We start from the raw sequence: 25359 nt of genomic DNA on the forward strand, positions 1-25359 counted from the left end.
CCCCCACCGCGCCACGGCCGACAGCCCGCGCGCGTCACACGTCCCCGGATTGGCTCGGACGCGTGCCGGATCACGGCAGGTCCGCGTCACCCCCTCGGGTCGAGCGCCGCCCCCTGCCCGCGCCGGGAGCCGACCGCGCGGGCAGCACCGTCCGGCCGCACGACCCGCCGCTCGCGCGACAGCCACGGCAGCGCGAACCCGGCCAGCAGCGCACCGAGCCCGTCCGCCGCCAGGTCCCCGATGGTGTCGTCGTAGCCCACGTAGATGGTGTCGTCGACGAAGTTGTGCCCGAGCCACTCCCCGATCTCCCACACGGCACCGATCGCCATGCCCGCGGCGAGCGCCACGAGCGCGGACAGCAGCACGCCGGCCCGAGGAGCGGAGGCGACGACGCCGACGTCGGACGCGATGACGTACACCAGTCCGGCGAGCAGGCCGACCAGGACCACGTGCACGACCTTGTCCCACAGGAAGACCGTCGTGTACCAGTCGAGCGGGCTGCTCCACCCAGCGACCAGGGAGAGCAGCACGACCGCGACGTCGAAGGTCGGGCGCAGACCGAGCATGCGCGGGACGACCGCACCCAGCAGGGCAAGGGCCATCACGGCGAACGCGACGGCACCCCAGCCGATCAGTGCGACGGGCACGCTGACGAGCGTCACGAACCGGAGCACGTCGGCGATCCAGACCGCACCGTGCGGGCGGCGCAGGAACGTCAGCCCGAGGGTGGCGATCACGCCTCCGCTCCGAGGGAGAGCACGGCGTGCACCGCGAGGTGGTCGGAGGGCCAGACCCCTCCGGGGCGCCGCGTGGACACGGCGACGCGCGACACCTCGGCTCCGGCCGTGGCCAGCACCCCGTCGATGCGCGGTCGGTCCGCGCGCGGCTCCCGGTAGGCGGCGTACGTCCCGAGTTCCGGCGTCTCCCGCCGGGAGGCCCGGCCCCAGGTGTCCGTGACGCCCACCTCCGCCAGGGCGCGCCAGGGCGCCGACCCGGCCGCGCTGTTCCAGTCCGCCATGACGACGGCGGGCAGGCCGGACTCGGTCACGATCCTGCCGAGCAGCTCGGCGGAACGGAGACGCGCCCACGGGGAGACCACGTCGAGGTGCGTGGCGAGTGCGAGGAAGCGTCGGCCGGTCACGCGGTCGTCGAGCACGACCCCCACGGCGTGCCGGGGGAAGGCGGTGCCCCAGGAGCGGGAGCCCGGGCGGAGCGGTCGGCGGGACAGCGCCCAGGAGCGACGCTCGACGACCGTGCAGCGCTCGGTGTCGACGAGGACGCCGACGGCTTCCCCGTCCCCGTAGCGGTCCCGACCGAGCAGGACGGCTTCCCAACGGTCGCCGATGCCGGTGGCGAGGTCGACCGCCTGCGGGCGGAGGGCCTCCTGGACGGCGAGGACGGTGGGCTCCTCGGAGGCGACGAGCGCGACGACGGCGTCCCGGCGGTGTTCCCACGCGTCCGGGTGTCCCGCGGGGCGACGCACCTGTCGACGGAGGTTCAGGGTCATGCAGTGCAGGTCGGGAGCCGCCACCGGCCCGATGATCGGTCGGTCGTCGGCCTGTCGGTGCATGCTCCCCTTCTACGAGACCGCACGGACCGCGCTCCCAGGCTGGCGGCCCGCGGGCTCCTATGGTGGCCCGATGCGTTCTCGACCCGTCCGTTCCCTGCTCGCGCTCACGGTGGCCGGTCTCGTGCTCGGTGTCGCCGCCTGCTCCGGTGCCGCTCCGACGCCGCGGCCGACCCTGGCCCGCGCCGCGTCGGACGCCGTCACGGTGGTGGCGCAGGACTCCGCCGCCGACCGGTCCGTCCGGGCGAGCCGCACGTTGTTCCGCTCGTCCCCGGGTGCGGTCGTGGCGCGGTCGGACGACGCGGGGGCCGTGCGCCGGGCCGCGACCGCCGCGGTCCGCGCGCACGTCCCGGCGCTCCTCGTGGGCGACGACCCGCGGACCGTCGACCGCGAGCTGCGGCGTCTCGGGGCCACCTGGTACCAGGCGGTCGGCGACGTGACGCTGGACACATCCGTCGCGGAGCGGGACGCACCGGAGGCGGGCCGACGTGCGGAGGCGGGACGCGCCTCCCGGCAGACGGTCGTGGTGGCGGAGCGGTCGGACGACGCCGCGGCGGTCGCGACGGCCCGTGCTGCCGGCGCTCAGCTGGTGGACATGCCCTCGGGCGTGTCGGACCCGGCGGCGTCGGGTTCCGTCGTCGAGGCGCTGCACCGTGCCGCGGGTCGGCCGACGCTGCTGCTCGGCGCGGCATTCGCCGACCTCCGGGAGCCGGCGTGGGTCGTGCGGGCGGCGCAGACCGGGTACCGGATCGGCGACGGCGGACAGCGTCCGTTCGACGGCCACCGGTACACCGCGCTCTACGGCGCTCCCGGTGCGCCGGTCCTGGGCGTCCTCGGTGAGCAGGGCCCGGCGGACAGCGTGCGGCGGGCGGAGGAGACGGCCCGCGCGTACCGCGGCTCGTCCGACGAACCGGTCACCCCGGCGTTCGAGGTGATCGCGACGGTCGCCGCGGGCGAGGCCGGGGAGGACGGCGACTACTCACGCGAGCTGCCGGTCTCGTCCCTCGAGCCCTACGTCGACGCGGCGCACGACGCCGGCTTGCCGACGATCATCGACCTGCAGCCGGGACGCAGTGACTTCCTGTCGCAGGCGAAGCGGTACGAGTCGCTGTTGCAGCGGCCGGACGTCTGGCTGGCACTCGACCCGGAGTGGCGGCTCGGTCCGGACCAGGTCCCGTTGGAGCAGATCGGGTCGGTGAGCGCCGAGGAGGTGAACGAGGTGTCGTCGTGGTTGGCCGGTCTGGTCCGTCGGGAGGGGCTGCCGCCCAAGGCCCTCGTGCTGCACCAGTTCCGGCTGTCGATGATCTCGGACCGGGACGCGCTGGCGTCGCACCCCGAACTCGACCTGCTCGTGCACGTCGACGGGCAGGGGTCGCAGCCGGACAAGCAGGCGACGTGGAAGGCCCTGCACGTCGGTGCTCCGCGCGGCGTGCACTGGGGCTGGAAGAACTTCATCGACGAGGACACCCCGATGCTGACCCCGGAGCAGACGATGACCGAGGTCGAACCGACACCGTCGCTCGTCACCTACCAGTGACCGCGCCGGGTTCCCCACAGGTCGGAGGCCCGTGGCTCGGTACGTCGGTCGGTCCTGACAGCATGGGGGCATGAGCTCACCTGCTGCCTCCCCCGTCCCGCCGTCGGTCGCGGACGCCGCGCCGTCGGGCCCGGCATCGTCGGGGCCGGCATCGTCGGGGCCGGCATCGTCGGGGCCGGCGCCGTCGTCGGCGATCGCCGCGGAGGCGCAGGAGGCGCTGCAGGCGCTCACCGGCCGCCCCGAAGCCGTCTTCCACCCCGGACAACTCGAGGCGATCTCGGCACTCGTGGAGCACCGGCAGCGCGCGCTCGTGGTGCAGCGCACCGGGTGGGGCAAGTCCGCCGTCTACTTCCTCGCGACCCTGCTGCTCCGGCGCCGCGGCGGCGGTCCGACCGTGCTGGTGTCCCCGCTGCTCGCGCTCATGCGGGACCAGGTGGCGGCGGCTGCCCGTGCCGGGGTCCGGGCGGTGTCGATCAACTCGGCGAACGCGCACGAGTGGTCCGAGACCCAGGCGGCGCTCGCCCGTGACGAGGTCGACGTGCTCCTCGTCTCCCCCGAGCGGCTGAACAACCCGAAGTTCCGCGACGAGCAGCTGCCCGCACTGATCGGGCGGATGGGGATGCTCGTCGTCGACGAAGCGCACTGCATCTCCGACTGGGGCCACGACTTCCGCCCGGACTACCGGCGGCTCGCCGAGCTCATCCGGTCCCTGCCGCACGGCGTGCCGGTCCTGGCGACGACCGCGACCGCCAACGAACGCGTGGTCGAGGACGTCGCCGAGCAGCTCACCGCCGGCCCCGAGGACCCGGTGTTCACCATCCGCGGTTCGCTCGCCCGCGCCTCCCTGCGCCTCGGCGTCCTCACCCTGCCCGACGCCCGCGCCCGGCTCGGCTGGTTGCTCGCGCACCTCGGCGACCTGCCCGGCAGCGGGATCATCTACACGCTCACGGTCTCGGCGGCCGAGGACATCGCCCGCTTGCTGCGCGAGTCCGGGTACGCCGTCCGCGCCTACACGGGCCGCACCGACAACGAGGAACGCGAGCAGCTCGAAGCACAGTTGAAGGGCAACGAGCTCAAGGCCCTCGTCGCGACCAGCGCGCTCGGCATGGGGTTCGACAAGCCCGACCTCGGGTTCGTGGTGCACATCGGCGCTCCGTCCTCCCCCGTCGCCTACTACCAGCAGATCGGTCGTGCGGGACGCGCCACGGACAACGCCGACGTCCTGCTGCTGCCCGGTCGCGAGGACCAGGAGATCTGGCAGTACTTCGCGAGCGCCTCGATGCCGACGGAGTCCCGCGCGTCTGCCGTGCTCGGCGCGCTGTCCCCCGACGCCGCCATGTCGACCGTGGCGCTCGAGGGGCTCGTCGACATTAAGCGTTCGACCCTCGAGCTGCTCCTCAAGGTGCTCGACGTCGACGGGGCCGTCCGGCGGGTGGGCGGGGGCTGGGTCACCACCGGCCGCCCCTGGGAGTACGACGCCGTCCGCTACGAGCGCGTCGCCGCCGCCCGCGCCGCCGAGGCCGCGTCGATGCTGACGTACGAGTCGACGAGCGCCTGCCGCATGCAGCTGCTGCAGCAGGACCTGGACGACCCGACCGCCGAGCCCTGCGGCCGGTGCGACAACTGCGCCGGTGCCTGGTACCCGACCGACGTCTCCGAGGCCGACCGCTCCGGGGCCGCGGACGCCCTCGACCAGGTGGGGGTGGAGATCGCCCCGCGCGCGCAGTGGCCGTCCGGCATGGCGTCCCTGGGGGTCGCCGTCAAGGGCAAGATCCCGGCAGGCGAACTCGTCGCACCCGGGCGGGCGGTCGCACGCCTCACCGACCTCGGCTGGGGTGGTCCGCTCCGCGCACTGTTCGCCACCGGGACGTCCGATGCGCCGGTCTCGCGCGAACTCGTCGACGGGTGCGTCCGCGCCCTGAAGGACTGGCCGTGGGAGGTCCGACCGACCGGGGTCGTCGCGATGTCCTCCCGCTCCCGGCCACAGCTCGTCGGCTCCCTCGCGCAGGCGCTGTCGTCGATCGGTCGGCTGCAGCACCTGGGCACGCTCGAGCGTGACGGCGGCGTCCCCCGTGGCGACGGCGCGACGAACAGCGCCTACCGGTTGTCCGGCGTGTGGGACACCTTCGTGGTCGGACCCGAACTGGCCGCCGGGCTCCAGGCGCACCACGGGCCGGTGCTGCTCGTGGACGACCTGGTCGACAGCCGGTGGACGATGACGGTCGCGGGGCGCGAACTCCTGCGCGCCGGAGCGTCGGCGGTGCTGCCGTTCGCCCTGGCCACCGTCGCCTGACCGTCCGCCCGGCGTCTGGCCCGCGCACGGTGCGTGCCCGACGGGCGGGAGGCACGTGGCGGCAGTGCCACGTGCCTCCCGGCCGTCAGCAGGTCGGCTCCGGCCCGGTCCTCGCTACGCCGCGGAACCGATCGCGTCGAGCTCGGCCACCGCGTCCTCGGGCAGCACGAACCCGGCCGACGCCACGTTGTCCCGCAGGTGCGCCACCGACGACGTGCCCGGGATGAGCAGCATGTTGGGCGAGCGCTGCAGCAGCCAGGACAGCGCGACCGTGAGCCGCGACACCTCGAGGCGCTCCGCGACCCGGTCGAGCGCGCCGGACTGCAGCGGGGAGAAGCCTCCGAGCGGGAAGTACGGCACGTAGGCGATGCCCTGCTCGGCGGTCAGGTCGACGAGGGCGTCGTCCTCGCGCCGGGCGACGTTGTACATGTTCTGCACGCAGACGACGGGCGCGATCGTCTGCGCTTCGGCGAGCTGATCGGCGTCCACGGTCGACAGGCCGAGGTGCCGGATCAGCCCCTGCTGCTGGAGCTCGGCGAGCGCCGCGAACTGCGGTGCGATCGAGCCGGCCTCGGGGGCGTCGACGCCGCCCATGCGCAGGTTGACGACGTCGAGCTGCTCGACGCCCAGGTTCCGGAGGTTGTCGTGCACCTGTTCGACGAGCTCGTGCGGCTCGCGCGCGTGCGGCCACCCGCCCTGCTCATCCCGGCGCGCGCCGACCTTCGTCACGATCCGCAAGTCGGCCGGGTACGGTGCCAGTGCGTCGCGGATGAGCTGGTTGGTGACGTGCGGGCCGTAGAAGTCCGACGTGTCGATGTGGGTGATCCCGAGCTCGACGACCGCCCGCAGGACCCGGACGGCCTCGTCGGGGTCGCTCGGCGGGCCGAACACCCCCGGTCCGGCGAGCTGCATGGCGCCGTACCCGACGCGGGTCAGGGTGAGGTCGTCGGCGAGGCGGTACGTGCCGCCGGGGAGCGATGTCGTGGTCATGCCACCCACGATGCTCCGTGCGCACGACCGGGCACAGATCCCCGTCGGTCCTGGGAGTGCGGGGACCAGGATCGGTCCGCGCACCGCGCCTACGATCGGCAGCGTGAGCGACAACCCCCTCGGTGACCACCTGCGCGCCCGTCGCGAGCTCGTGCAGCCCGCGGACGTCGGCATCCGGGTGACGGGTGTCCGGCGCACGCCCGGACTCCGCCGCGAGGAGGTCGCCACCCTCGCCGGCATCAGCGCCGACTACTACCTCCGGCTCGAGCAGGGCCGCGACCGGAACCCGTCGCCGCAGGTCCTCGAGGCGCTCGCCCGCGTCCTGGGGCTCGACGGCGTCGGGACCGAGTACCTGCTCGGCCTGGCGGGTGTCCGTCCGTCCCCGCCGAGTCGTCGGACGCGGTCGCACCGTCAGGTCGTCCCCGCCGGCACCCTGCAGCTCCTCGACGTCATCGGCCTGCCGGCGTTCGTCGAGAACCGGGTGTTCGACGTCCTCGCTGCCAACGCCGTCGCCACCGAGCTCGCCCCGGGCCTCCGTGCCGGCGCGAACCGGCTCCGGACGATGTTCCTCGAGCCGGACGAGCTCGAGCGGTACCCGGAGTGGCCGCGACACATGGCGGGCATGGTCGCCGCCTTCCGGGCGTCCATCGGCGCCGCCGTCGACGATCCCGACGTGGTCCGCCTGGTCGGTGAGCTGTCGCTCGGCAGCGAGGACTTCCGTCGGCTCTGGGCACGGCACGACGTCCGGGCGCTCGGCGGCGGGGACGTGCGGATGTGGCACCCGGAGGTCGGCGACCTCGAGTTGCGGCGCGAGAAGCTCGGCGTCGGCGGCACCGACGGGCAGCTCCTCGTGGTGCACCACGCCGAGCCCAGCTCTCGGTCGGCCCGCGGACTGGCGCTGCTCGGCAGCCTCGCAGCGACCCGGACGGCGAACGCCGCCGCCGCACGGTCGGACCCGCCGACCGCCGCGCGGGTGACCGCCTCCCCGCCTACCGCCGGACCCGACGAGTCGGACGGGCCGGCTTCGGGAACGTGAGTCGCATGTGGTCGCTGGTCAGGACGTCCCCGATCCCGACCATGAGCACCGAGAACACGATCTGCTCGATGACCATCCAGAACGGGTAGAGCCCGGGGATCGCCGCGACGACGAGCGTGACGATCGGGAAGACCCGACTGAACAACCGGAGCCGCTGGTACGCCCAGTAGTACCCGAGCTGCGCACGCCAGGCGAACACGTACAGCGTCAGCGTGATGAGCAGCACGACCGTCGCGCGGAACCACACCGCCCACGGGACCGTCTGTCCGGCGCGGGTGAGCAGCACGGCGATGACGATGGCCGTCAGTCCGACGACGGTCTCGGCGACGAGCAGCCAGCGGATCCACCGGAACGACCGGACCGTGTCCGGGTGGGCGAGCATGTCCTCACGGATGACGTACCCGCTCTGCCGACCACCGGCCAGGCGGTCGAGCTGCAGGCGGGTCCAGAGCCGGTCGGCGGTCCCTGCCGGGCCGGATGGGTGCTGCGTCACCGTCCCATGGTGCCGCATCCGACGGGCGGGTGGGGCCGCGGGCCTTGCGCTCCGGCTGCGCGTCCGGTCAGCGTCGGGCCCGGAGGCGCGGCCGACGTCGGTCGGGAGGCGCGGGCTGGGAGGCGCGGCCTCCGTCGGTCGGGAGGCGCGGACCGTGTCGGTCGGGAGGGGCGCGCTCCGCGAGACGGAGCCTCGGCCACTGGTGCGGACGCGCGACCCAGCATCCGCGGACGACGAGCACGGGCTCCCCGCCGAGGAGGCGCACCACCACGGACGCCGAGCCGGTCCGGACGGCGGCAGCCACCCGCTCCGTCCTGCGTCGGGCCGTGCCGCTGCGGTCACGGGGCCGGCAGCAGCTCCGCCCCTCCGAGCACGCGACCGGTGCGGTCGTCGACCAGGAGGACGGCGTGCACGACGTCGGGCAGCACGTGGGGGTCGACGACGGTCAGGACCGGGTGCTCGCCGTCCGGTGTGAAGGACCCGACGTCGACCGGCTGGTCGACCCCGACCCACTGCGCACGCTCGTCACCGAGGACGTCCCCGCTCGACAGCTCGATCCGGACGGAGGCGACGCGCGCCGGGTCGGTGACCCGGACGTCCGTCAGGGTGATCTGCACGGCCTGGGGGCCGACGACGTCGAGGCGGACGTGTCCGCGCACCGTGCCCTCGATCGGGACGAGCCGACCGGAGACGGGCAGGGCACGCTGCCACCAGGGTGCGGCCCAGTCGGCGCCGAGGGGCTGCCCGGTCGCCGAGTCGATCACGACGACATCGCCGGCGCCGGCGCCGTCGTCGCTGGCGCCGTCGCCGTCGCCGACTGCGTCTGCCTCGGCGTCGGCACCGGCATCGGCGTCGTTCGGCAGGAAGCCAGCCCCGAGGGCGACGGGGTCGATCGTGCTCGCCGACGTCGGGTCCGTCGGGTCTGTCGGTCCCGTCGGGAGGAGCAGGTCGTCCGGCCGGGGTTCGTCGACGACCCGGTCAGGAGCCGCCCGCGAGGTCGGGGCAGGCGAGGACCACTGGACGAGCGTGCCCGCCACGACGGCGAGCAGCAGGACGAGTCCGGCCACGAGGGGCCACCGACGTCGTGACGTCGATCGCTCCCCCCGCGGCGCGGACACGGTCGATCAGCGCTTCCGACGCTCGCGGACGCGCATGTTGACGATGATCGGGGTGCCGTCGAAGCCCCAGACCTCGCGGAGACGCCGGGTGATGAACCGGCGGTACTGCGGGTCGAGGAACGCCGACGTGAAGAGCACGAAGGTCGGCGGCTGGGTCGACGCCTGCGTGGCGAACAGGATGCGGGGCTGCTTGCCGCCGCGGACCGGGTGCGGGTGCTCCTGCACGAGTTCCGCGACGAAGGCGTTGACCTTGCCGGTCGGGATGCGGGTGTCCCACGACTCGAGTGCGGTCTCGAGCGCGGGCACGAGCTTCTCGAGGTGACGACCGGTGCGGGCGGATATGTTGACGCGCGGAGCCCAGGCGACGTGCGCCAGGTCCTGCTCGATCTCGCGCTCGAGGTAGCGGCGACGCTCGTCGTCCAGCAGGTCCCACTTGTTGTAGGCCAGGACGAGGGCGCGGCCGGACTCGAGCACCAGGTCGATGATGCGGAGGTCCTGCACCGAGACCGGCTCGGTCACGTCGAGGACGACGACGGCGACCTCGGCCTTCTCGAGCGCGGCGGTCGTGCGGAGCGAGGCGTAGAAGTCCGCGCCCTGCTGCATGTGCACGCGCTTGCGGATGCCCGCGGTGTCGACGAAGCGCCAGGTCTTGCCGCCGAGTTCGATCTGCTCGTCCACCGGGTCGCGCGTGGTGCCGGCGAGCTCGTTCACGACGACGCGCTCCTCGCCCGCGGCCTTGTTGAGCAGCGAGCTCTTGCCGACGTTCGGGCGCCCGAGGATCGCGACGCGACGGGGTCCACCGATCTCCTGCTTCGCGACCGCGGACACGTCCGGCAGCGTCGCGATGATGAGGTCGAGCAGGTCGGCGACACCGCGGCCGTGCAGGGCCGAGACCGGGTGCGGCTCACCGAGGCCGAGGTTCCACAGCGCGTGCGCCTCGAGGTCGCGGCGGTCGTCGTCGGACTTGTTCGCGACGACGATGACCGGGCGGTCGGTGCCGCGGAGCATCTTGACGACGTGCTCGTCGGTCGCGGTGATGCCGACCGTGACGTCCACGACGAAGAGCACCGCGTCGGCGAGGTCGATCGCAACCTCGGCCTGGGCGGCGACCGAGGCGTTGATGCCCTTCGCGTCGGGCTCCCACCCGCCGGTGTCGACGATCGTGAAGCGCTTGTCGTTCCACTCGGCCTTGTAGCTGACGCGGTCGCGCGTGACACCCGGAGTGTCCTGCACGACGGCCTCGCGGCGGCCGAGGATGCGGTTCACGAGCTGCGACTTGCCGACGTTCGGGCGGCCGACGATCGCGAGCACCGGCAGCGCCGGCAGGTACGCGACCCCGTCGACGCCGAGCTTGCCGGCTTCGAGGAGTGCGAGGTCCTCGTCGTCGAGGTCGTACTCCTCGAGGCCGGCGCGGAGGGCGCTCGCGCGCTGGTCCGCTTCGGCCTCGTCGATGTCGGCGAGCCGCTCGCCGAGGGCGTCGTCGTACTCGGGGAAGTCGTCGCTTCGGTCGTCCAGCTGCGCCATGGTGGTTTCCTTGCCGGCGGCCGGTCGGCCGCGTGTTCGTGGTTCACGTGCGGCCGTGTGGCCGCGTTGTCGTCAGTTCGTGGCCGAGCGGGCCAGGTCGACCACCGCCTGCACGGTCTGGTCGAAGTCGAGGTCGGTGGAGTCGAGGGTGGTCACGCCGTCGGCGGCGTTCATGAAGTCGACCACCTTGGCGTCGGCCGCGTCCCGACGAGCGAGTGCCGCCGAGGTCTCTTCGGCCGACTGCGTCGTGACCTCTGCCGACCGACGTGCCATCCTAACGGATTCGTCGGCGGTCAACAGGATCCGCACCTCGGCGTCGGGTGCCACGACGGTCGTGATGTCGCGACCCTCGGTGATGATGCCCTGTCCGTCGGCCATCCGCATCACCTGCCGGAACAGCTGGACGAGCTTCGCGCGGACGTCCGGCAGCTTGGCGATGTGGGCGACGGCGGCCGTGACCTCCGGGGTGCGGATGGCGTCCGTGACGTCGACCCCACCCACCCGCACGAAGGAGTCGTCGGGGTCGGTGCCGATCGCGTAGTCGAAGGTGTCCCAGCTGGCGAGGACCGCCGCCGGGTCGTCGAGGTCGACGCCCTGCTGTAGGGCGTGCCACGCGAGCGCGCGGTAGGCGGCGCCGGTGTCCTGGTACCCGAAGCCGAGCGCGCGGGCCGCGGCACGGGACACGCTCGACTTGCCGCTGCCGGCGGGGCCGTCGACCGCGACCACGAACTTCGCGACGAACGCACCCTCGGGCAGGCCGGCGGGCATCGGCGCCCGCGTCGACCCGAGTTCGCCGGCGCCCTGGCCGTCCGGTCCGCCGGTGACGTCGCCGCCGCCGAGTGGTCCGGGCTGGTCGGCCGGGGTGGGCAGGCCGGAGTCGGGGGCGTCGGGGCCGCCCGTCACGCCGGACTCGAGTGCGCTGTCGTGGTCGTTCAGGCCCATGCTGCTGCGATCCTCCATCCGCGACCCTCGAGTTCCTCGACGAGTCGCTGTTCGTGCTCCGGGACGACGGACACCTCGACGATGCCGATCTGCGCCCGGGGCGAGTGCTCGAGGCGCAGGTCCTCGAGGTTGATGCCGAGCTCCCCGATGGTGGTGAGGAGTGCGGCGAACTGCCCGGGTCGGTCGTCGATGAGGACGACGACCCGGGCGAAGCGGGTGGTGGAGCCGTGCTTGCCGGGCAGCCGTTCGACTCCGCGGTTGCCGGACGCCATCGTCTCGGCGATCGCCCGGGGCGCCCCGGTCGCGGCCGGGTCGGCGAGGGCGTCGATCACGCGGTCGAGGTCGTCACGCAGGGCGGTCAGCACCGGACGGATGTGCTCGGCGTTCGCGCCGATGATCTGGACCCACAGTCCGGGGTCGCTGGCCGCGATGCGGGTGACGTCGCGCACGCCGCCGCCGGCGAGCCCGAGCGCCTCGCCCGGGGCGTCACGCAGTCGCGAGGCCATCAGCGTCGACACGAGCTGTGGCGCGTGAGACACCACCGCCACCGCCCGGTCGTGCGACTCGGGGTCCATCGGGACGACCGTCGCGCCGAGGTCGAGCGCCAGGTCCTCGACCGCGGCGGCACGCTGGTAGCTGATGTCGTCGTGGCCGGCGATCACCCACGGGCGTCCGATGAACAGGTCGGCCCGGGCAGCGGTCGGACCGCTGCGCTCCCGTCCGGCCATCGGATGCGAGCCGATGTACCGCGAGACGTCGGCTCCGACCGCCCGGAGTCGTTCGAGCGGCCCGGACTTGACGCTGGCCACGTCGGTGACGACGGCGTCCGGGTAGGTGGCGAGTTCGCGTTCGACGACCGCGGCCGTGACGTCGGGCGGCACCGCCACCACGACGAGCTGCGGCGCGTCACCGGGCGCCGGGTGTCGACCCGCGCCGTAGTCCACGGCGAGCGCCAGCGCGGCCGGGGAGACGTCGTCGAGGACGACCTCGACCCCCTTGTCGCGCAGCGCGAGGCCGATCGAGGCGCCGAGCAGCCCGGTGCCCACGATCCGGACCGGTCCGCGCAGCCGCCGGTCGGGCTCCGACGCCACGTCGGCGCTCGACGGCGCAGCGTCGGGTGCGGTCGTCCTGGCGTCGGTCACGCGGCAAGCCTACCGAGCCGCGGTCCGCGGATGCGGGACGGCGCCGGGCCTGTGGAGGAACCCCACCGACCCGGCGCCGTGTGCACTGCCGTCAGTCCGTGCTCTCGGCCTCGTCGTCACCCGTGCGCGCCTCGGCACCACGGGCGATCCCGAGCAGCTGTCCGAGCTCGACCGTGGTCAGCTCGCGGGACTGGCCTGGAGCGAGGCTGCCGAGCTGCAGCGGCCCGAACGACCGGCGGACGAGCTCGAGCACCGGGTGCCCGACCGCCTCGAGCATCCGTCGCACGATCCGGTTGCGCCCGGAGTGCAGCGTGATCTCGACGAGGGACTCCCCCCGCGAGGACTCGAGCAGTCGCGCCTTGTCCGCCGCGATCGGACCGTCCTCGAGCTCGATGCCGTCGAGCAGCAGCTGGAGCGTCGAGGGCACCATGTTGCCGTCGACCTTCGCGACGTACGTCTTCGTGACACCGAACGACGGGTGCGCCAGGACGTGTGCCAGACCGCCGTCGTTCGTCAGGATGAGCAGTCCGGACGTGTCGAAGTCGAGGCGGCCGACGTTGAACAGCCGTTCCTCGAACCGGTCGACGAACTGCGACAGGTCGGGCCGGTCGTGCTCGTCCTGCATGCTCGAGACGACCCCGGTCGGCTTGTTGAGGACGACGTAGCGCCGCGAGGTGTCGGTCTGCACCGGCACGCCGTCGACGGCGACCTCGTCGGTGTCCGTGTCGACACGGCGGCCGAGCATGTCGGCGACCTCACCGTTCACGGTCACGCGACCCTCGGCGATCAGGTTCTCCGCGACGCGGCGGCTGGCCACGCCCGCAGCGGCGATCACCTTCTGCAGGCGCTCACCGCCTTCCTGGAGGTCCGGTTCGCCGCCGTCGGTCGCGGTCCCGTCCGCCGCCTCCCAGTCGGGGATGATCGGGCGTTCCGGGGTGCCCTCGGCGGGACGGCCGGCGTCGTCGCGCTCCCCGGCCGGGAGGGGCGTGGTCCGCTTGCGTGCCGGGTCGTTGCGCGGGCTCGTCGTGCCGCCCACGTAGCGGCGACCGTTGTGCCACACGCTGCTCGGCGCGCCGTCCGGGCTGCGGCGGTCCTCGCGGCGGGGGTCGCCGCCGCGGTCGGACGTGCGGTCGTCCGGGCGACGCGGACCACCACGGTCGTCACGCCCGCGGTACCCACCGCGGTCGCCGGTGCTCCGGTCGTCACGCCCGCGGTACCCACCGCGCTGCTCGTCCCGGCCACCACCGCGGCCGTCACGGCCGTCACGGCCCTGGTACCCGCCGCGGTCGCCGGTGCTCCGGTCGTCGCGCCCGCGGTACCCGCCGCGCTGGTCGTCCCGACCGCCGGCGGCCGGCCGGCGGTCGGTGGAGTCGTCGCGACGCACGAAGCGTCCGCGGTCGTCGTCACGGTGCACGAAGCCGCCGCGGTCGGCAGGTCGTCGGTCGGCGCCGCGCTGGTCGCCGTCCGGGCGTCCGCGGTACCCGCCGGTCCCGCGGTCGTCACGGCCCTGGTACCTGCCGCTGCGCTCGTCACGCCCGCGGTACCCACCGGACGGCCGGTCGCCCCGGTCGTCGCGCCCGCGGTACCCACCGGCACCACGATCGTCACGGCCCTGGTACCCGCCGCTGCGCTCGTCACGCCCGCGGTACCCGCCGGCACCACGGTCGCCGCCGGACGCCCGGTCGTCCCGGCCCCGGTAGCCGCCACGGTCGCCTGCACCCCGGCTCTCGGCACCGCGGTACCCGCCCCGGTCGCCCGCGCTCCGGTCGTCGCGCCCGCGGTACCCACCGGTCGAGCGGTCGCCGCCGGCACGGTCGTCGCCGCCCCGGTAGCCACCGGTGCCCCGGTCGTCACCGCGGAAGCCACCACGGTCACCGGCACCCCGGTCGTCGCGGCCCCGGTACCCACCGCGGTCCCCCGCGGCACGGTCGTCGCGGCCCCGGTACCCACCGGTCGAACGGTCACCACCGGCAGCACGGTCGTCACGCCCGCGGTACCCGCCGGCGTTCCGGTCGTCCCCACCGCGGTACCCGCCGCGGTCCCCGGCACCCCGGTCGTCACGGCCTCGGTACCCCCCACGGTCACCGGCACCCCGGTCGTCGCGCCCGCGGTACCCGCCACGGTCACCCGCACCGCGGTCGTCGCGCCCCCGGTACCCGCCGGAGCCGGCCCCGTCGCGCCCGCGCGGTGCGTCGTCACGGCGACCCGCGCCTCCCGGCCGGTCACCGCCCGCGCGTCCGGGGCCGCGACGGTCGTCGTCACGTCGTGGGCGGTCGTTCTGGTCATACCCGGCCATCGGGGATCCCTTCGGTCTGCCCGAAACCGTCCGCGCCGTCCTCCAGGAGGGGCGAGATGAGCGGAAGCTCGTCGAGCGAGTTGATGCCGAGCTGCTGGAGCAGCAGCCCGGAGGTCACGTAGTTGATGGCGCCGGTCTCGGCGTCGGTGAACGACTCCTCGATGAGACCGCGCGCGACGAGCGTCCGCACCACTCCGTCGACGTTGACGGCCCGGATCGCGGCGATCTGGGAGCGGGTGATCGGCTGCTTGTAGGCGACCACCGCGAGGGTCTCGAGCGCCGCCTGGGACAGCCGCGCGGGGCGTTCGGCCTCGACGAACTGCTCGACCACGGCGTCGAGTTCGGCGCGGACGTAGAAGCGCCAGCCGCCGCCGACCTCGCGGAGCTCGAAGCCGCGGCGGACGGTGCCGTCGACGCCGTCGAAGTCCGCCACGAGCCGGTCGACGGCCTGGCGGACGACGGGGACCGGCTCGCCGACCGCCGCGGCGAGCGCGACGAGGGACTGCGGCTGGTCCGCGATCATGAGGATCGCCTCGAGCTGCCGGTCGACCGGCACGTCGACGGGAGGCGCGGCCTCCTCGGCGACGGCGGGCGCGGCTTCCTCGGCGACGGCGGGCGCAGCCGCCTCGGCGACGGCGCCGTCCTGGGTGCCGTGCGCGTCCTGCTCCGCCGCGTGCTCGGCGCGCAGCGACAGCTCGAGCGCACGGACGTCGCCGATCTCGTCGGCGCCACCGGGCTCGGCGGAACCACCCGCGCGAGCGCGGGCTCCGGACGCGTGCACGTCATCCGTCATAGTCGGCTCCCAGGTTCGCGAGGCTCTCGTCCGTCCAGTCGAGCGCGGTCCACCGGAGGACCAGTTCCCCGAGCGGTTCGAGTTGTTCGAACGAGATGGAGGCGTTCCGGTACAGCTCCAGGATCGCGAGGAAACGAGCCACCACGATACCCGCCTGGTCGACCCCGGCGACGAGTTCGCGGAACGTGACGTCCGGCGCCCCCTCGTCCGCCCGGGTGCGCAGGACCGACACGACGATCGCCGCCTGCTCCCGGATGCTCACGGCGGGCGCGTGCAGGTGGTCGAGCCCGACGGTCGGGATCTCCCGCGGGGCGGACGCCAGGGCGGCCAGCGCGGCGAAGTCCTGCACGGACAGCGTCCACACCAGCTCGGGCGTCCGGGCGCGAAAACGTTCCTCGAGCCGGACGCTCCGGACGTGCCGTCGGGACTCGGCGCCCCAGCGTTCGCCGAACCAGTCGGCGGCCTGCTTGAACGCGCGGTACTGCAACAGACGGGCGAAGAGCAGGTCGCGGGCCTCGAGGAGTGCGACGTCCTCGGCGTCGACGAGCTCGCCCTGCGGCAGCAGCCCGACGATCTTCAAGTCGAGCAGCGTCGCTGCGACGACGAGGAACTCGCTCGCCTCGTCGAGTTCGTCGCTCGACTCCGCCTGCCGGACGTACGCGATGAACTCCCCTGTCACGGCGCTGAGCGCGACCTCGGTGATGTCGAGTTCGTGCTTCGTGATGAGCAAGAGCAGCAGGTCGAACGGGCCGTCGAAGTTGCTGAGCCGCACCCGGAACCCGGGTGCGGTCGTGGTGCCGACCGGCGCGTCGCGCCCGTCGGACGCCGGTCCGGCGGCACCGGACGGGAGGCTCGTAGCCGGGTCCTCAGGCGACGGCGCCACGCTGGACGAGCTCCCGGGCGAGCTGCCGGTAGGCGTGGGCCGCGGCGTGCTCCGGGGCCGTCTGCGTGATCGGCCGCGCCGAGACCGTGGCGTCCGGGAACTTCACGGTGCGCCCGATGACGGTGTCGAGGACACGGTCGCCGAAGGTCTCGACGACGCGCTCCATGACTTCCCGCGAGTGCAGCGTGCGCGAGTCGTACATGGTCGGCAGGATGCCGTCGAGGGTCAGCGCCGGGTTGAGCCGGTCGCGCACCTTGTCGATCGTCTCGATGAGCAGCGCGACCCCGCGGAGGGCGAAGAACTCGCACTCGAGCGGGATGAGCACGCCGTGTGCCGCGGTCAGGGCGTTCACGGTGAGCAGGCCGAGGGACGGCTGGCAGTCGATGAGGATGACGTCGTAGTCGTTCGACACCTTGCGCAGGACGCTCGCCAGGATCTGCTCGCGCGCGACCTCGTTCACCAGGTGCACCTCGGCCGCGGACAGGTCGATGTTCGCGGGGATGACGTCGAGCAGGGGCACGTTCGTCGGCTGGATGACCTGGTTCGGGTCCTTCACGGCGCCCATCAGCAGGTCGTAGACGGTGGGGATGTCGTGCGTCCGCACACCGAGCCCGGCGGACAGGGCACCCTGCGGGTCGAAGTCGACCGCGAGCACGCGGCGGCCGTACTCGGCCAACGCGGCGCCGAGGTTGATGGCGGTGGTGGTCTTGCCGACCCCGCCCTTCTGGTTGCACAGCGAGATGATGCGCGCGGGGCCGTGGCCGTCCAGCTCCTCCGGTACGGGGAACGCCCGCACGGGTCGGCCGGTCGGACCCGTGACGATGTCGCCGGTGCCGGAGGCTGTCGTCGGGATGCTGCTCACCGGGCCATCGTACCGGCGCGCCCGCCCGTGACCGGGCCGCACCGCCGGGGCGGGCACCCGACGGGGCGGACGTCGGGCGCGCCTCCCGGCCGGGTCAGGCGGCGCGGAGGGCGACGCGCATGCTGTCGACGCGCTCGGCGATCACCGGGTCGGTCGCCCAGCGCTGCTGCAGCCGACCGACGAGCTCGGCGATCTGCTCGCGGTCCAGACCGGCGACGAGCCGCAGGCCGACGGTGAGCTCGGGACCGGCGAACCGCGAGGTCGGGTCCCCCGGCGACAGCTCGACACGGACCACCGCGGGCTCGGTCTCGACCGTGGCGGCGAAGGCCCGGGCGACCTCCGGGTCCTCGGAGCACGGCGTCCACGGCAGGTCCTGGCCGAGCGCCCACACGGCGGGACGGCGGAGCACGAACTCCGTCGGCGCCGTCGGGTCGAGCACGACGAGCTGTGTGTCCTCGCTCGCCGCGGCCATCGCGACACGGCGGGACTCGACCGGGATCGGCCGGGCGTCCGCGTCCCAGGCGCGCATCGCCTCGACGGAGGTGAAGGCCGGCATCACGGCGCGGCCGTCGGGCCCGGCGACGGTCACGATCGAGAGTTCCTGGGTCTTGTCGACGACCCGGCCGTCGGGCGTCTCGCCGAGCTCCCCCGCCTCGGCGACGAGGGGGATGAGCAGCCGTGCGGAGCGCAGGGCCTCGACCACGGCCGCGTGCGGTCCGCCGGACGCGACGGCGGTGATCGCGGCGACGAGGTCCGGGTCGGCGAGCCCGTCGTCGTCCGCGAAGGCGTCGTCGTGCGCGTCGAACGTCCGACCGGCCCACGGGAACCCGGCCGAGTCGGCTGCGGCCTGGTCGGCTGCGGCCTGGTCGGCTGCGCCGTGGCCCACTGCGTCCGGGCCGGTCCCGCGCCCGTTGGAGATGCCCGCCACGGGCTACTCGGAGGCGATGTCGAGCGCGGCCGGGAGCGTGAACGCCCCCGAGTACAGCGCCTTGCCGATGATCGCGCCCTCGAGGCCGTGCGGCACGAGTTCGCGGAGCGCCCGCAGGTCGTCGAGCGTCGAGATGCCGCCCGAGGCCACGACGGGCTGGTCGGTGCGGTCGCAGACCTGGCGGAGAAGGTCGACGTTCGGGCCCTGCAGGGTGCCGTCCTTCGTGACGTCGGTCACCACGTACCGGGCACAGCCGGCGTCCTCCAGGCGGTCGAGCACCTCCCACAGGTCGCCCGCGTCCTCGGTCCAACCACGACTGGCGAGCGTGGTGCCGCGGACGTCGAGCCCGACGGCGATCTGCTCGCCGTACTGCCCGATGACCCGCGCGGCCCAGTCCGGCTTCTCCAGCGCGGCGGTGCCGAGGTTGACCCGGGCGGCACCGGTGGCCAGGGCGGCCTCGAGCGAGGCGTCGTCGCGGATGCCTCCGGACAGCTCGACCGAGACGCCCTCGACCTCGCGGATGGCGTGCGCGATCACCCGACGGTTGTCGCCGCGGCCGAACGCCGCGTCGAGGTCCACCAGGTGGATCCACTCCGCACCCTGGTCGCGCCAGGTGCGGGCCGCCGCGACGGGGTCGCCGTACCCGGTCTCGCTGCCCGCCTCGCCCTGGGTGAGGCGGACGGCCTGACCGTCGACGACGTCGACGGCCGGCAGGAGGACGAGGGGCTGGGTGGTGGAGAGCTCGGTCATGGTCCCGTCGGGATCGGGGGTCACAGCGACGAGACCCAGTTGCGGAGGAGGCGGATGCCGGGCTCGCCGGACTTCTCCGGGTGGAACTGCGTGGCGCTCAACGGGCCGTTCTCGACGGCGGCGACGAAACGCTCCCCGTGCTCGGCCCAGGTGAGCTTCGGCGCGCGGAACGGCCCGTACGCCTCGAGCGGGAAGTCGGTCACCCCGTACGAGTGCACGAAGTAGAAGCGTTCGTCGTGGAGGCCGTCGAACAGCACCGAGTCCTGCGGCGCCTCGACCGTGTTCCACCCCATGTGCGGCAGGACCTCGGCCTCGATCGGCTCGACGACGCCGGGCCACTGCCCGAGGCCCTCGACGTCGGCGCCGCGCTCGACACCCCGCTCGAACAGCACCTGCATGCCGACGCAGATGCCGAGCACCGGGCGCCCGCCGGCGAGACGGTGGTCGACGATCTCCCCGCCGCGCACGCCCTCGAGCTGGTCGACGACGGCAGCGAACGCCCCGACGCCGGGGACCAGGAGGCCGTCGGCCCGCAGGGCGGCCTGCTTGTCGTTCGACAGGGTCACGTCGGCGCCGGCGCGCTCGAGTGCCTTCGCCGCGGAGTGGACGTTGCCGGATCCGTAGTCGAGGACGACGACGTTCGGCCGGGTGGTGCTCACAGCTTGCCCTTCGTGGACGGGATGCCGTCGACGCGCGGGTCGAGCTCGACGGCGCGGCGCATCGCGCGGGCGAAGGCCTTGAACTCGGCCTCGGCGATGTGGTGGGGGTCACGGCCGGCGAGCACGCGCACGTGCACGGTGATGCCGGCGTTCATCGTGATCGCCTCGAAGACGTGGCGGACGAGCGACCCGGTGAAGTGCCCGCCGATGCGGTGGAACTCGAAGCCCTCGGGCTCGCCGGTGTGCACGAGGAACGGTCGCCCGGAGACGTCGACGACGGCCTGCGCGAGGGCTTCGTCGAGCGGGACGAGCGCGTCGCCGTAGCGACCGATGCCGGCCCGGTCGCCCAGGGCCTGGCGCAGCGCCTGCCCGAGCACGATCCCGGTGTCCTCGACCGTGTGGTGCACGTCGATGTCCGTGTCGCCCGAGCTCTGCACCCGCAGGTCGATCAGGGCGTGCTTGCTGAACGCGGTCAGCATGTGGTCGAAGAACGGCACGCTCGTGGAGATCTCGGACGAGCCGGTGCCGTCGAGGTCGAGCGAGAGGGAGACGGACGATTCACTCGTCGAGCGGGTGATCTCGGCGGTGCGCGCGGTCATGCGTCCAGCCTAACGGGCGGCTGGACGGCGGCGACCTGGCGCATGGCGTCGAGGAACGCGGTGGTCTCCTCCTCGGTGCCGGCACTCACCCGGAGGTGGTTCGGGATGCCGAGGTCGCGGATGATGACGTCCTGGTCGAGCAGGGACTCGAACGCGGCCCGGGGGTCGGCCACCCCGCCGAACAGGACGAAGTTCGACCACGTCTCGTGCGGCTGGTAGCCCATCGCCCGGAGCTCGCTCACCATCCGGTCACGCTGCCCACGGATGTCGTCGACCATACGGAGCATCTCCGGCGCGTGCCGGAGCGCCGCGACCGCCGCGGCCTGGGTGAGCGCGGACAGGTGGTACGGCAGGCGGACCAGTCGGAGGGCGTCGATCACGGCGGGGTCGGCGGCCAGGTACCCGACCCGTGCGCCGGCGAACGCGAACGCCTTGCTCATGGTGCGGGAGACCACGAGGCGCTCACGCCCCGGCAGGAGCGTCAGCGCCGTCGGCTGTCCGACGGGCATGAACTCGGCGTAGGCCTCGTCGACCATCACGATGCCGTCGGTGGCGTCGTACACGGCCTCGATGGTGGCGAGGTCGAGCGGCGTGCCGGTCGGGTTGTTCGGCCCGCACAGGAACACGAGGTCGGGCTGGTGCGCTCGCACGGCAGCGACAGCGGTCTCCGGCGAGATCCGGAAGGCGTCGTCGCGCTCGGCCGCGATCCAGGTGGTGCCGGTGCCCGACGCGATGATCGAGTGCATGGAGTAGGTGGGCGGGAAGCCGAGCACGCTGCGGCCCGGACCGCCGAACGCCTGCAGCAGCTGCTGGATCACCTCGTTCGACCCGTTCGCGGCCCAGACGGACTCTGCACCCAAGCCGTGCCCGAGGTACCCCGCGAGCGACCGGCGGAGTTCGGTGAACTCCCGGTCCGGGTAGCGGTTAACCGTCGTCAGCGCCTGGCGAATCGACTCCACGATGTCCGCTGCGACGTCGTCCGGGACCGGATGCGTGTTCTCGTTGACGTTGAGCTGGACGCGGACGTGCTTCTGCGGGGCGCCGTAGGGGCTCTGTCCACGCAGGTCGTCACGGATGGGGAGGTCTTCGAGCGTGATTGCCACCGATCCATCGTAGGCCGCTCGTGCTCCACGCCGACCGGCCAGCCGGTGCCCCGCGGAGCCCGCTGCGTCAGCGGTCGTACTGTGCGGGGATCGCGATCTCCTGGCCGGCCTGCACGCCTGAGCCGTCGAGCGCGTTGAGGGCGACGACGTCCTGGATGAAGTCACGGGGGTCGGAGTTCGGTGCGGTCTGCTCGGCGAGCTGCCAGAGCGTCTCGCCCGACTGGATGGTCACCGTGTCGAAGTGCACGTCCGCCGCGCGGTCACCGGCCGAGGCCTGGCCGCCGTTCAGCATGGCGATGCCGACGCAGAACAGGACGGGGAGGGCCGCGAGGGTCGTGAACACGACACGGCCGCGACGGGTGAGACGGAGGCGCGTGCGCGCGACGCGTGCGGTGGTGTGCTGCGCGTCCGTGGTGGCGATGGTGCTCATGTCGTTGCCTTCCTGCTTGCCGGGGTGTCGAGAGGACCGGAGGGGTCATCCGAAGCCGTGTCCCGAACATACGTTCGATCCTCGGGCCGCACAAGTCCCCCGGAGGGATTCTCGGAGGATTTTTGTCCGACACGCTCGAACAGGTGTTTGTCCGACATGTCACGGTCGGATACTGTTTCGAGCGACTGGAACAAGTCTCACCGGGACCACCGACATTCCCGCGGGTGCCGTTCCACTCCGACGAAGGGCCAGACGTGACGGACGAACTGCGCGGACAGAAACCGCTGACCGCCAAGCAGCAGTCGATCCTCGACGCCATCCGCGCGTCGATCGCGAGCCGGGGCTACCCGCCGAGCATGCGGGAGATCGGCGACGCCGCCGGGCTCTCGTCGCTCTCGAGCGTCTCGCACCAGCTCGGCCAGCTCGAGCTCGGCGGCTGGATCCGCCGCGACCCGAACCGGCCCCGCGCGCTCGAGGTCCTGGTCGACGAGCCCTCCTCGGCCGCCGACGGCCCGGACGTGGACACCACGACGCTCGTGCCGCTCGTCGGTCGGATCGCCGCCGGCGTCCCGATCACCGCCGAGCAGCACGTCGACGAGATCATCCCGCTCCCCCGCCAGCTCGTCGGCACCGGTGACCTCTTCATGCTCAAGGTCGTCGGCGAGTCGATGATCGACGCCGCCATCTGCGACGGCGACTGGGTGGTCGTCCGGTCCCAGCAGACGGCGGAGAACGGTGACGTCGTCGCCGCCATGCTCGACGAGGAGGCCACCGTCAAGGTGTTCCGGCAGCGGGACGGCCACACCTGGCTGCTCCCCCGCAACTCCGCGTTCGAGCCGATCCTCGGTGACGCCGCCACCGTGCTCGGCAAGGTCGTCGCCGTCCTCCGCTCGCTCTGACCAGCTCGCGCTGACCAGCCCACGCTGACCCGCCCGGCGCCCGCCGCCGGCTCGACGGACGCCCCGCACCACGTCAGTGGCGCGGGGCGTCCGTCGTCCTGCGTGCGGTCCGGCGCGCGGTCACCCGGACACGGACGGACGGGAGGCCCGTGGCGGGGTCGCCACGGGCCTCCCGTCCGTCAGGGGCGTCCGTCAGGGGGCGTCCGTCGGGGCACGTCCGTCAGGGCACGTCGGTCAGGGCACGTCCGTCAGGACGCGACCGGTGCGACAACGAAGGGGTCGAGCTCCGCGACCTCCCGCTGGAACACCCGCACCCGGAGGCGCGTCCCCTCGGCCACGTAGTCGAGCGACTCGACCGCGCCGGCGTCGTGCAGCTGCGAGACGAGGTCGCCGCGCGAGAACGGCACCACGACGGTGAGCTCGACGTCCGGCTCGGGCAGCCGTGCCTCGATCGCCGCGAGGAGGTCCGGGATGCCCTCGCCCGTGCGCGCCGAGACGAACACGGCGTCCGGGGCGAGGCCGAGCAGGAGCATCCGCTGGGTGTCGTCGACCAGGTCGGCCTTGTTGAAGACGACGACCTCGGGGACGTCCCGGGCACCGACGTCGCCGATGACCTCGCGGACCGTGGCGAGCTGTGCGGCCGGGTCCGGGTGCGAGCCGTCGACCACGTGCACGATGACGTCGGCGTCGCCGACCTCCTCGAGCGTGGAGCGGAACGCCTCGACCAGCTGGTGCGGCAGGTTGCGGACGAACCCGACGGTGTCGGTGAACGTGAACTCACGGCCCTTCGCGGTGCTCGTCCGGCGGACCGTCGAGTCCAGGGTGGCGAACAGCTGGTTCTGCACGAGCACGCCCGCACTCGTCAGGCGGTTGAGCAGCGAGGACTTGCCGGCGTTGGTGTAGCCGGCGATCGCGACGCTGGGCACCTCGTTGCGGTTGCGCTCGGCACGCTTGGCCTCGCGCGCCGGGGTGAACCCCGCGATCTGCCGACGCAGCTTCGCCATCCGCGTGTGGATCTTCCGGCGGTCGAGCTCCATCTTGGTCTCACCCGGACCGCGGGAACCCATGCCCGCACCGCCGGAGACCTGTCCACCGGCCTGACGGGACATCGACTCGCCCCAACCGCGCAGACGCGGCAGCAGGTACTGGAGCTGTGCGAGCTCGACCTGCGCCTTGCCCTCGCGGGTGGAGGCGTGCTGGCTGAAGATGTCGAGGATCACCGCCGTGCGGTCGATGACCTTGACCTTGACGACGTCCTCGAGGGCACGGCGCTGGGACGGGGCCAGTTCGGTGTCGGCGATGACCGTGTCCGCACCGGTGGCCTTGACGACCATCGCGAGTTCCTGGGCCTTGCCCTTGCCGAGGTACGTCGCGGGGTCGGGGTTCGGGCGGCGCTGCAGCAGCCCGTCGAGGACCACGGCACCGGCGGTCTCGGCGAGGGCCGACAGCTCGCGGAGGGAGTTCTCGGCGTCCGAGGAGTCGCCCTGCGCGTACACACCGATCAGGACGACCCGCTCGAGCCGGAGCTGCCGGTACTCGACCTCGGTGACGTCCTCGAGCTCGGTGGAGAGGCCGACGACCCGGCGCAGCGCCGCACGGTCGTCACGGTCGTACTGGTCACCGTCACCGCTCCAGCCCTGCTCGTCGACCGAGCGGGTCTGGATCGCCTGTGCCGGCGCGAAGATGGAGGAGGCGGCGCGCTTGTCGGCGTTGCGCAGCACCCGCTCGACGACACCGTCTGCGCTGTCGTCGTGGATGGTCTGTTCGTCCTGCTGATGGGTATCCGTCATGCTGTCCACAGGGTACCTCCGGCGGCCTCGGGACACACGGGGTTCCCGGTACGGTTCTTCCATGGCGAACGACCACTACTTCTCGGCCACCCCGGAGAGCGCGGCACGACCGCGGCAAATCCGGGTGACTCTCGCCGGTCGGACGCTCGAGCTCACCACGGCGGCGGGCGTCTTCAGCCCGGACGGCATCGACCGCGGCACGAGCGTGCTGCTGCAGAACGTCCCCGCTCCCGCGACCGACGGCGACCTGCTCGACGTCGGCTGCGGCTGGGGACCGCTCGCGATCACGATGGCCCTGCAGTCCCCGGACGCACACGTGTGGGGCGTCGACGTCAACGAGCGTGTGCTCGACCTCGCACGGACGAACGCCCTCGCCGCCGGTGCCGAGAACGTGACGGTCGGCCTGCCGACGGACGTCCCGGCCGACAAGCGCTTCCGGACGATCTGGTCGAACCCGCCCATCCGGGTCGGCAAGGACGAACTGCACGACATCCTGCGCACCTGGATCCCCCGGCTCGAGGTCGGCGGGGACGCCTGGCTCGTGGTGTCGAAGGACCTGGGCGGCGACTCCCTCCAGCGGTGGCTGCAGCAGCTGCTCGCCGACGACTTCACGGTCGCCCGTGCCACCACCGACAAGGGGTTCCGGGTCATCCGGGTGCACCGCCGAGCCTGACGCTCGTCGGCTGATCGCGGCGTGGGGCTGACCGCCGAGTGGGGCTGGCCGG

24 protein-coding genes are annotated in these 25359 nt (G+C 73.3%); 5 read left to right on the top strand and 19 right to left on the bottom strand.

Annotation, left to right across the window (positions count from 1 at the left end; all coding sequences use genetic code 11):
- Positions 1–86: 86 nt before the first annotated feature.
- Both KM842_RS07585 and KM842_RS07590 read right to left on the bottom strand, forming a co-directional pair.
- Positions 87–737, bottom strand: coding sequence for a DUF2238 domain-containing protein (locus KM842_RS07585; RefSeq protein WP_216261840.1), 651 nt, complete (start codon positions 735–737; stop codon positions 87–89).
- Complete coding sequence (locus tag KM842_RS07590; RefSeq protein ID WP_216261841.1) at positions 734–1570, bottom strand: endonuclease/exonuclease/phosphatase family protein; 837 nt, start codon at positions 1568–1570, stop codon at positions 734–736. The genes KM842_RS07585 and KM842_RS07590 overlap by 4 nt, the downstream gene beginning before the upstream one ends.
- A gap of 70 nt (positions 1571–1640) precedes the next feature.
- Between KM842_RS07590 and KM842_RS07595 the strand changes: the two genes are divergently transcribed.
- Positions 1641–3104, top strand: a complete 1464-nt coding sequence (locus KM842_RS07595) for a hypothetical protein (RefSeq protein ID WP_216261842.1) — start codon at positions 1641–1643, stop codon at positions 3102–3104.
- Between the two features lie 70 nt (positions 3105–3174).
- Complete coding sequence (locus KM842_RS07600) at positions 3175–5397, top strand: RecQ family ATP-dependent DNA helicase (protein WP_253206310.1); 2223 nt, start codon at positions 3175–3177, stop codon at positions 5395–5397.
- 114 nt (positions 5398–5511) lie between these two features.
- On the opposite strand, the gene KM842_RS07605 is transcribed toward KM842_RS07600, so the two are convergent.
- Entirely contained in the window at positions 5512–6387 is an 876-nt protein-coding gene (locus KM842_RS07605; protein ID WP_216261843.1) for an oxidoreductase, read from the bottom strand.
- Between the two features lie 103 nt (positions 6388–6490).
- Here KM842_RS07605 and KM842_RS07610 point away from each other — a divergent pair, with 103 nt between their 5' ends.
- Positions 6491–7423: a helix-turn-helix domain-containing protein gene (locus KM842_RS07610; protein WP_253206312.1), complete on the top strand. Its 933-nt coding sequence runs from the start codon at positions 6491–6493 to the stop codon at positions 7421–7423.
- Here the strand turns inward: KM842_RS07610 and KM842_RS07615 are convergent.
- The 15 genes from KM842_RS07615 to KM842_RS07685 all read right to left on the bottom strand — a co-directional run bounded on the left by KM842_RS07615 (position 7377) and on the right by KM842_RS07685 (position 21945).
- Positions 7377–7916 (bottom strand): hypothetical protein, encoded by a 540-nt coding sequence (locus tag KM842_RS07615; RefSeq protein WP_253206314.1) that lies wholly within the window; start codon positions 7914–7916, stop codon positions 7377–7379. The two genes, KM842_RS07610 and KM842_RS07615, sit on opposite strands and share 47 nt — an antisense overlap.
- A 338-nt stretch (positions 7917–8254) precedes the next feature.
- Positions 8255–8983, bottom strand: coding sequence for a hypothetical protein (locus KM842_RS07620; RefSeq protein WP_216261845.1), 729 nt, complete (start codon positions 8981–8983; stop codon positions 8255–8257).
- A gap of 57 nt (positions 8984–9040) precedes the next feature.
- Positions 9041–10558 (bottom strand): ribosome biogenesis GTPase Der, encoded by a 1518-nt coding sequence (der, locus tag KM842_RS07625; protein WP_216261846.1) that lies wholly within the window; start codon positions 10556–10558, stop codon positions 9041–9043.
- Positions 10559–10630: 72 nt separating this feature from the next.
- On the bottom strand, positions 10631–11326 hold the full coding sequence (cmk, locus tag KM842_RS07630) for a (d)CMP kinase (RefSeq protein ID WP_216262202.1): 696 nt from the start codon (positions 11324–11326) through the stop codon (positions 10631–10633).
- A gap of 164 nt (positions 11327–11490) precedes the next feature.
- Complete coding sequence (locus KM842_RS07635; protein WP_216262204.1) at positions 11491–12591, bottom strand: prephenate dehydrogenase; 1101 nt, start codon at positions 12589–12591, stop codon at positions 11491–11493.
- A gap of 142 nt (positions 12592–12733) precedes the next feature.
- The gene (locus KM842_RS15850) at positions 12734–13486 is read right to left on the bottom strand and encodes a pseudouridine synthase (protein ID WP_253206353.1); all 753 of its coding nucleotides are present in this window, start codon (positions 13484–13486) and stop codon (positions 12734–12736) included.
- A gap of 1438 nt (positions 13487–14924) precedes the next feature.
- Entirely contained in the window at positions 14925–15494 is a 570-nt protein-coding gene (gene scpB / locus KM842_RS07645) for an SMC-Scp complex subunit ScpB (protein ID WP_437124550.1), read from the bottom strand.
- A 226-nt stretch (positions 15495–15720) separates the two neighbouring features.
- Positions 15721–16614, bottom strand: a complete 894-nt coding sequence (locus KM842_RS07650) for a segregation and condensation protein A (RefSeq protein ID WP_437124547.1) — start codon at positions 16612–16614, stop codon at positions 15721–15723.
- A complete protein-coding gene (locus KM842_RS07655) occupies positions 16598–17476 on the bottom strand; it encodes a ParA family protein (RefSeq protein WP_216261848.1) in 879 nt (292 codons plus the stop codon). Before KM842_RS07655 ends, KM842_RS07650 begins: the two co-directional genes overlap by 17 nt.
- Before the next feature lie 94 nt (positions 17477–17570).
- Entirely contained in the window at positions 17571–18404 is an 834-nt protein-coding gene (locus tag KM842_RS07660) for an SseB family protein (RefSeq protein ID WP_216261849.1), read from the bottom strand.
- Between the two features lie 3 nt (positions 18405–18407).
- On the bottom strand, positions 18408–19154 hold the full coding sequence (gene priA / locus KM842_RS07665) for a bifunctional 1-(5-phosphoribosyl)-5-((5-phosphoribosylamino)methylideneamino)imidazole-4-carboxamide isomerase/phosphoribosylanthranilate isomerase PriA (protein ID WP_216261850.1): 747 nt from the start codon (positions 19152–19154) through the stop codon (positions 18408–18410).
- 20 nt (positions 19155–19174) lie between these two features.
- The gene (hisH, locus tag KM842_RS07670; RefSeq protein WP_216261853.1) at positions 19175–19813 is read right to left on the bottom strand and encodes an imidazole glycerol phosphate synthase subunit HisH; all 639 of its coding nucleotides are present in this window, start codon (positions 19811–19813) and stop codon (positions 19175–19177) included.
- Complete coding sequence (hisB, locus tag KM842_RS07675; protein ID WP_216261856.1) at positions 19810–20412, bottom strand: imidazoleglycerol-phosphate dehydratase HisB; 603 nt, start codon at positions 20410–20412, stop codon at positions 19810–19812. Before hisB ends, hisH begins: the two co-directional genes overlap by 4 nt.
- Positions 20409–21515, bottom strand: coding sequence for a histidinol-phosphate transaminase (locus KM842_RS07680; protein WP_216261857.1), 1107 nt, complete (start codon positions 21513–21515; stop codon positions 20409–20411). Before KM842_RS07680 ends, hisB begins: the two co-directional genes overlap by 4 nt.
- Before the next feature lie 67 nt (positions 21516–21582).
- Complete coding sequence (locus KM842_RS07685; protein WP_216261859.1) at positions 21583–21945, bottom strand: LysM peptidoglycan-binding domain-containing protein; 363 nt, start codon at positions 21943–21945, stop codon at positions 21583–21585.
- 254 nt (positions 21946–22199) lie between these two features.
- Here KM842_RS07685 and lexA point away from each other — a divergent pair, with 254 nt between their 5' ends.
- Positions 22200–22844 (top strand): transcriptional repressor LexA, encoded by a 645-nt coding sequence (gene lexA / locus KM842_RS07690; RefSeq protein WP_216261861.1) that lies wholly within the window; start codon positions 22200–22202, stop codon positions 22842–22844.
- Between the two features lie 248 nt (positions 22845–23092).
- On the opposite strand, the gene hflX is transcribed toward lexA, so the two are convergent.
- A complete protein-coding gene (hflX, locus tag KM842_RS07695; RefSeq protein WP_216261870.1) occupies positions 23093–24634 on the bottom strand; it encodes a GTPase HflX in 1542 nt (513 codons plus the stop codon).
- A gap of 61 nt (positions 24635–24695) precedes the next feature.
- On the opposite strand from hflX, the gene KM842_RS07700 reads away from it, so the two are divergent.
- The gene (locus KM842_RS07700) at positions 24696–25307 is read left to right on the top strand and encodes a class I SAM-dependent methyltransferase (RefSeq protein WP_216261872.1); all 612 of its coding nucleotides are present in this window, start codon (positions 24696–24698) and stop codon (positions 25305–25307) included.
- Positions 25308–25359: the final 52 nt, after the last annotated feature.

Source organism: Curtobacterium sp. L6-1 (assembly GCF_018885305.1).
GTDB lineage: Bacteria > Actinomycetota > Actinomycetes > Actinomycetales > Microbacteriaceae > Curtobacterium > Curtobacterium aetherium.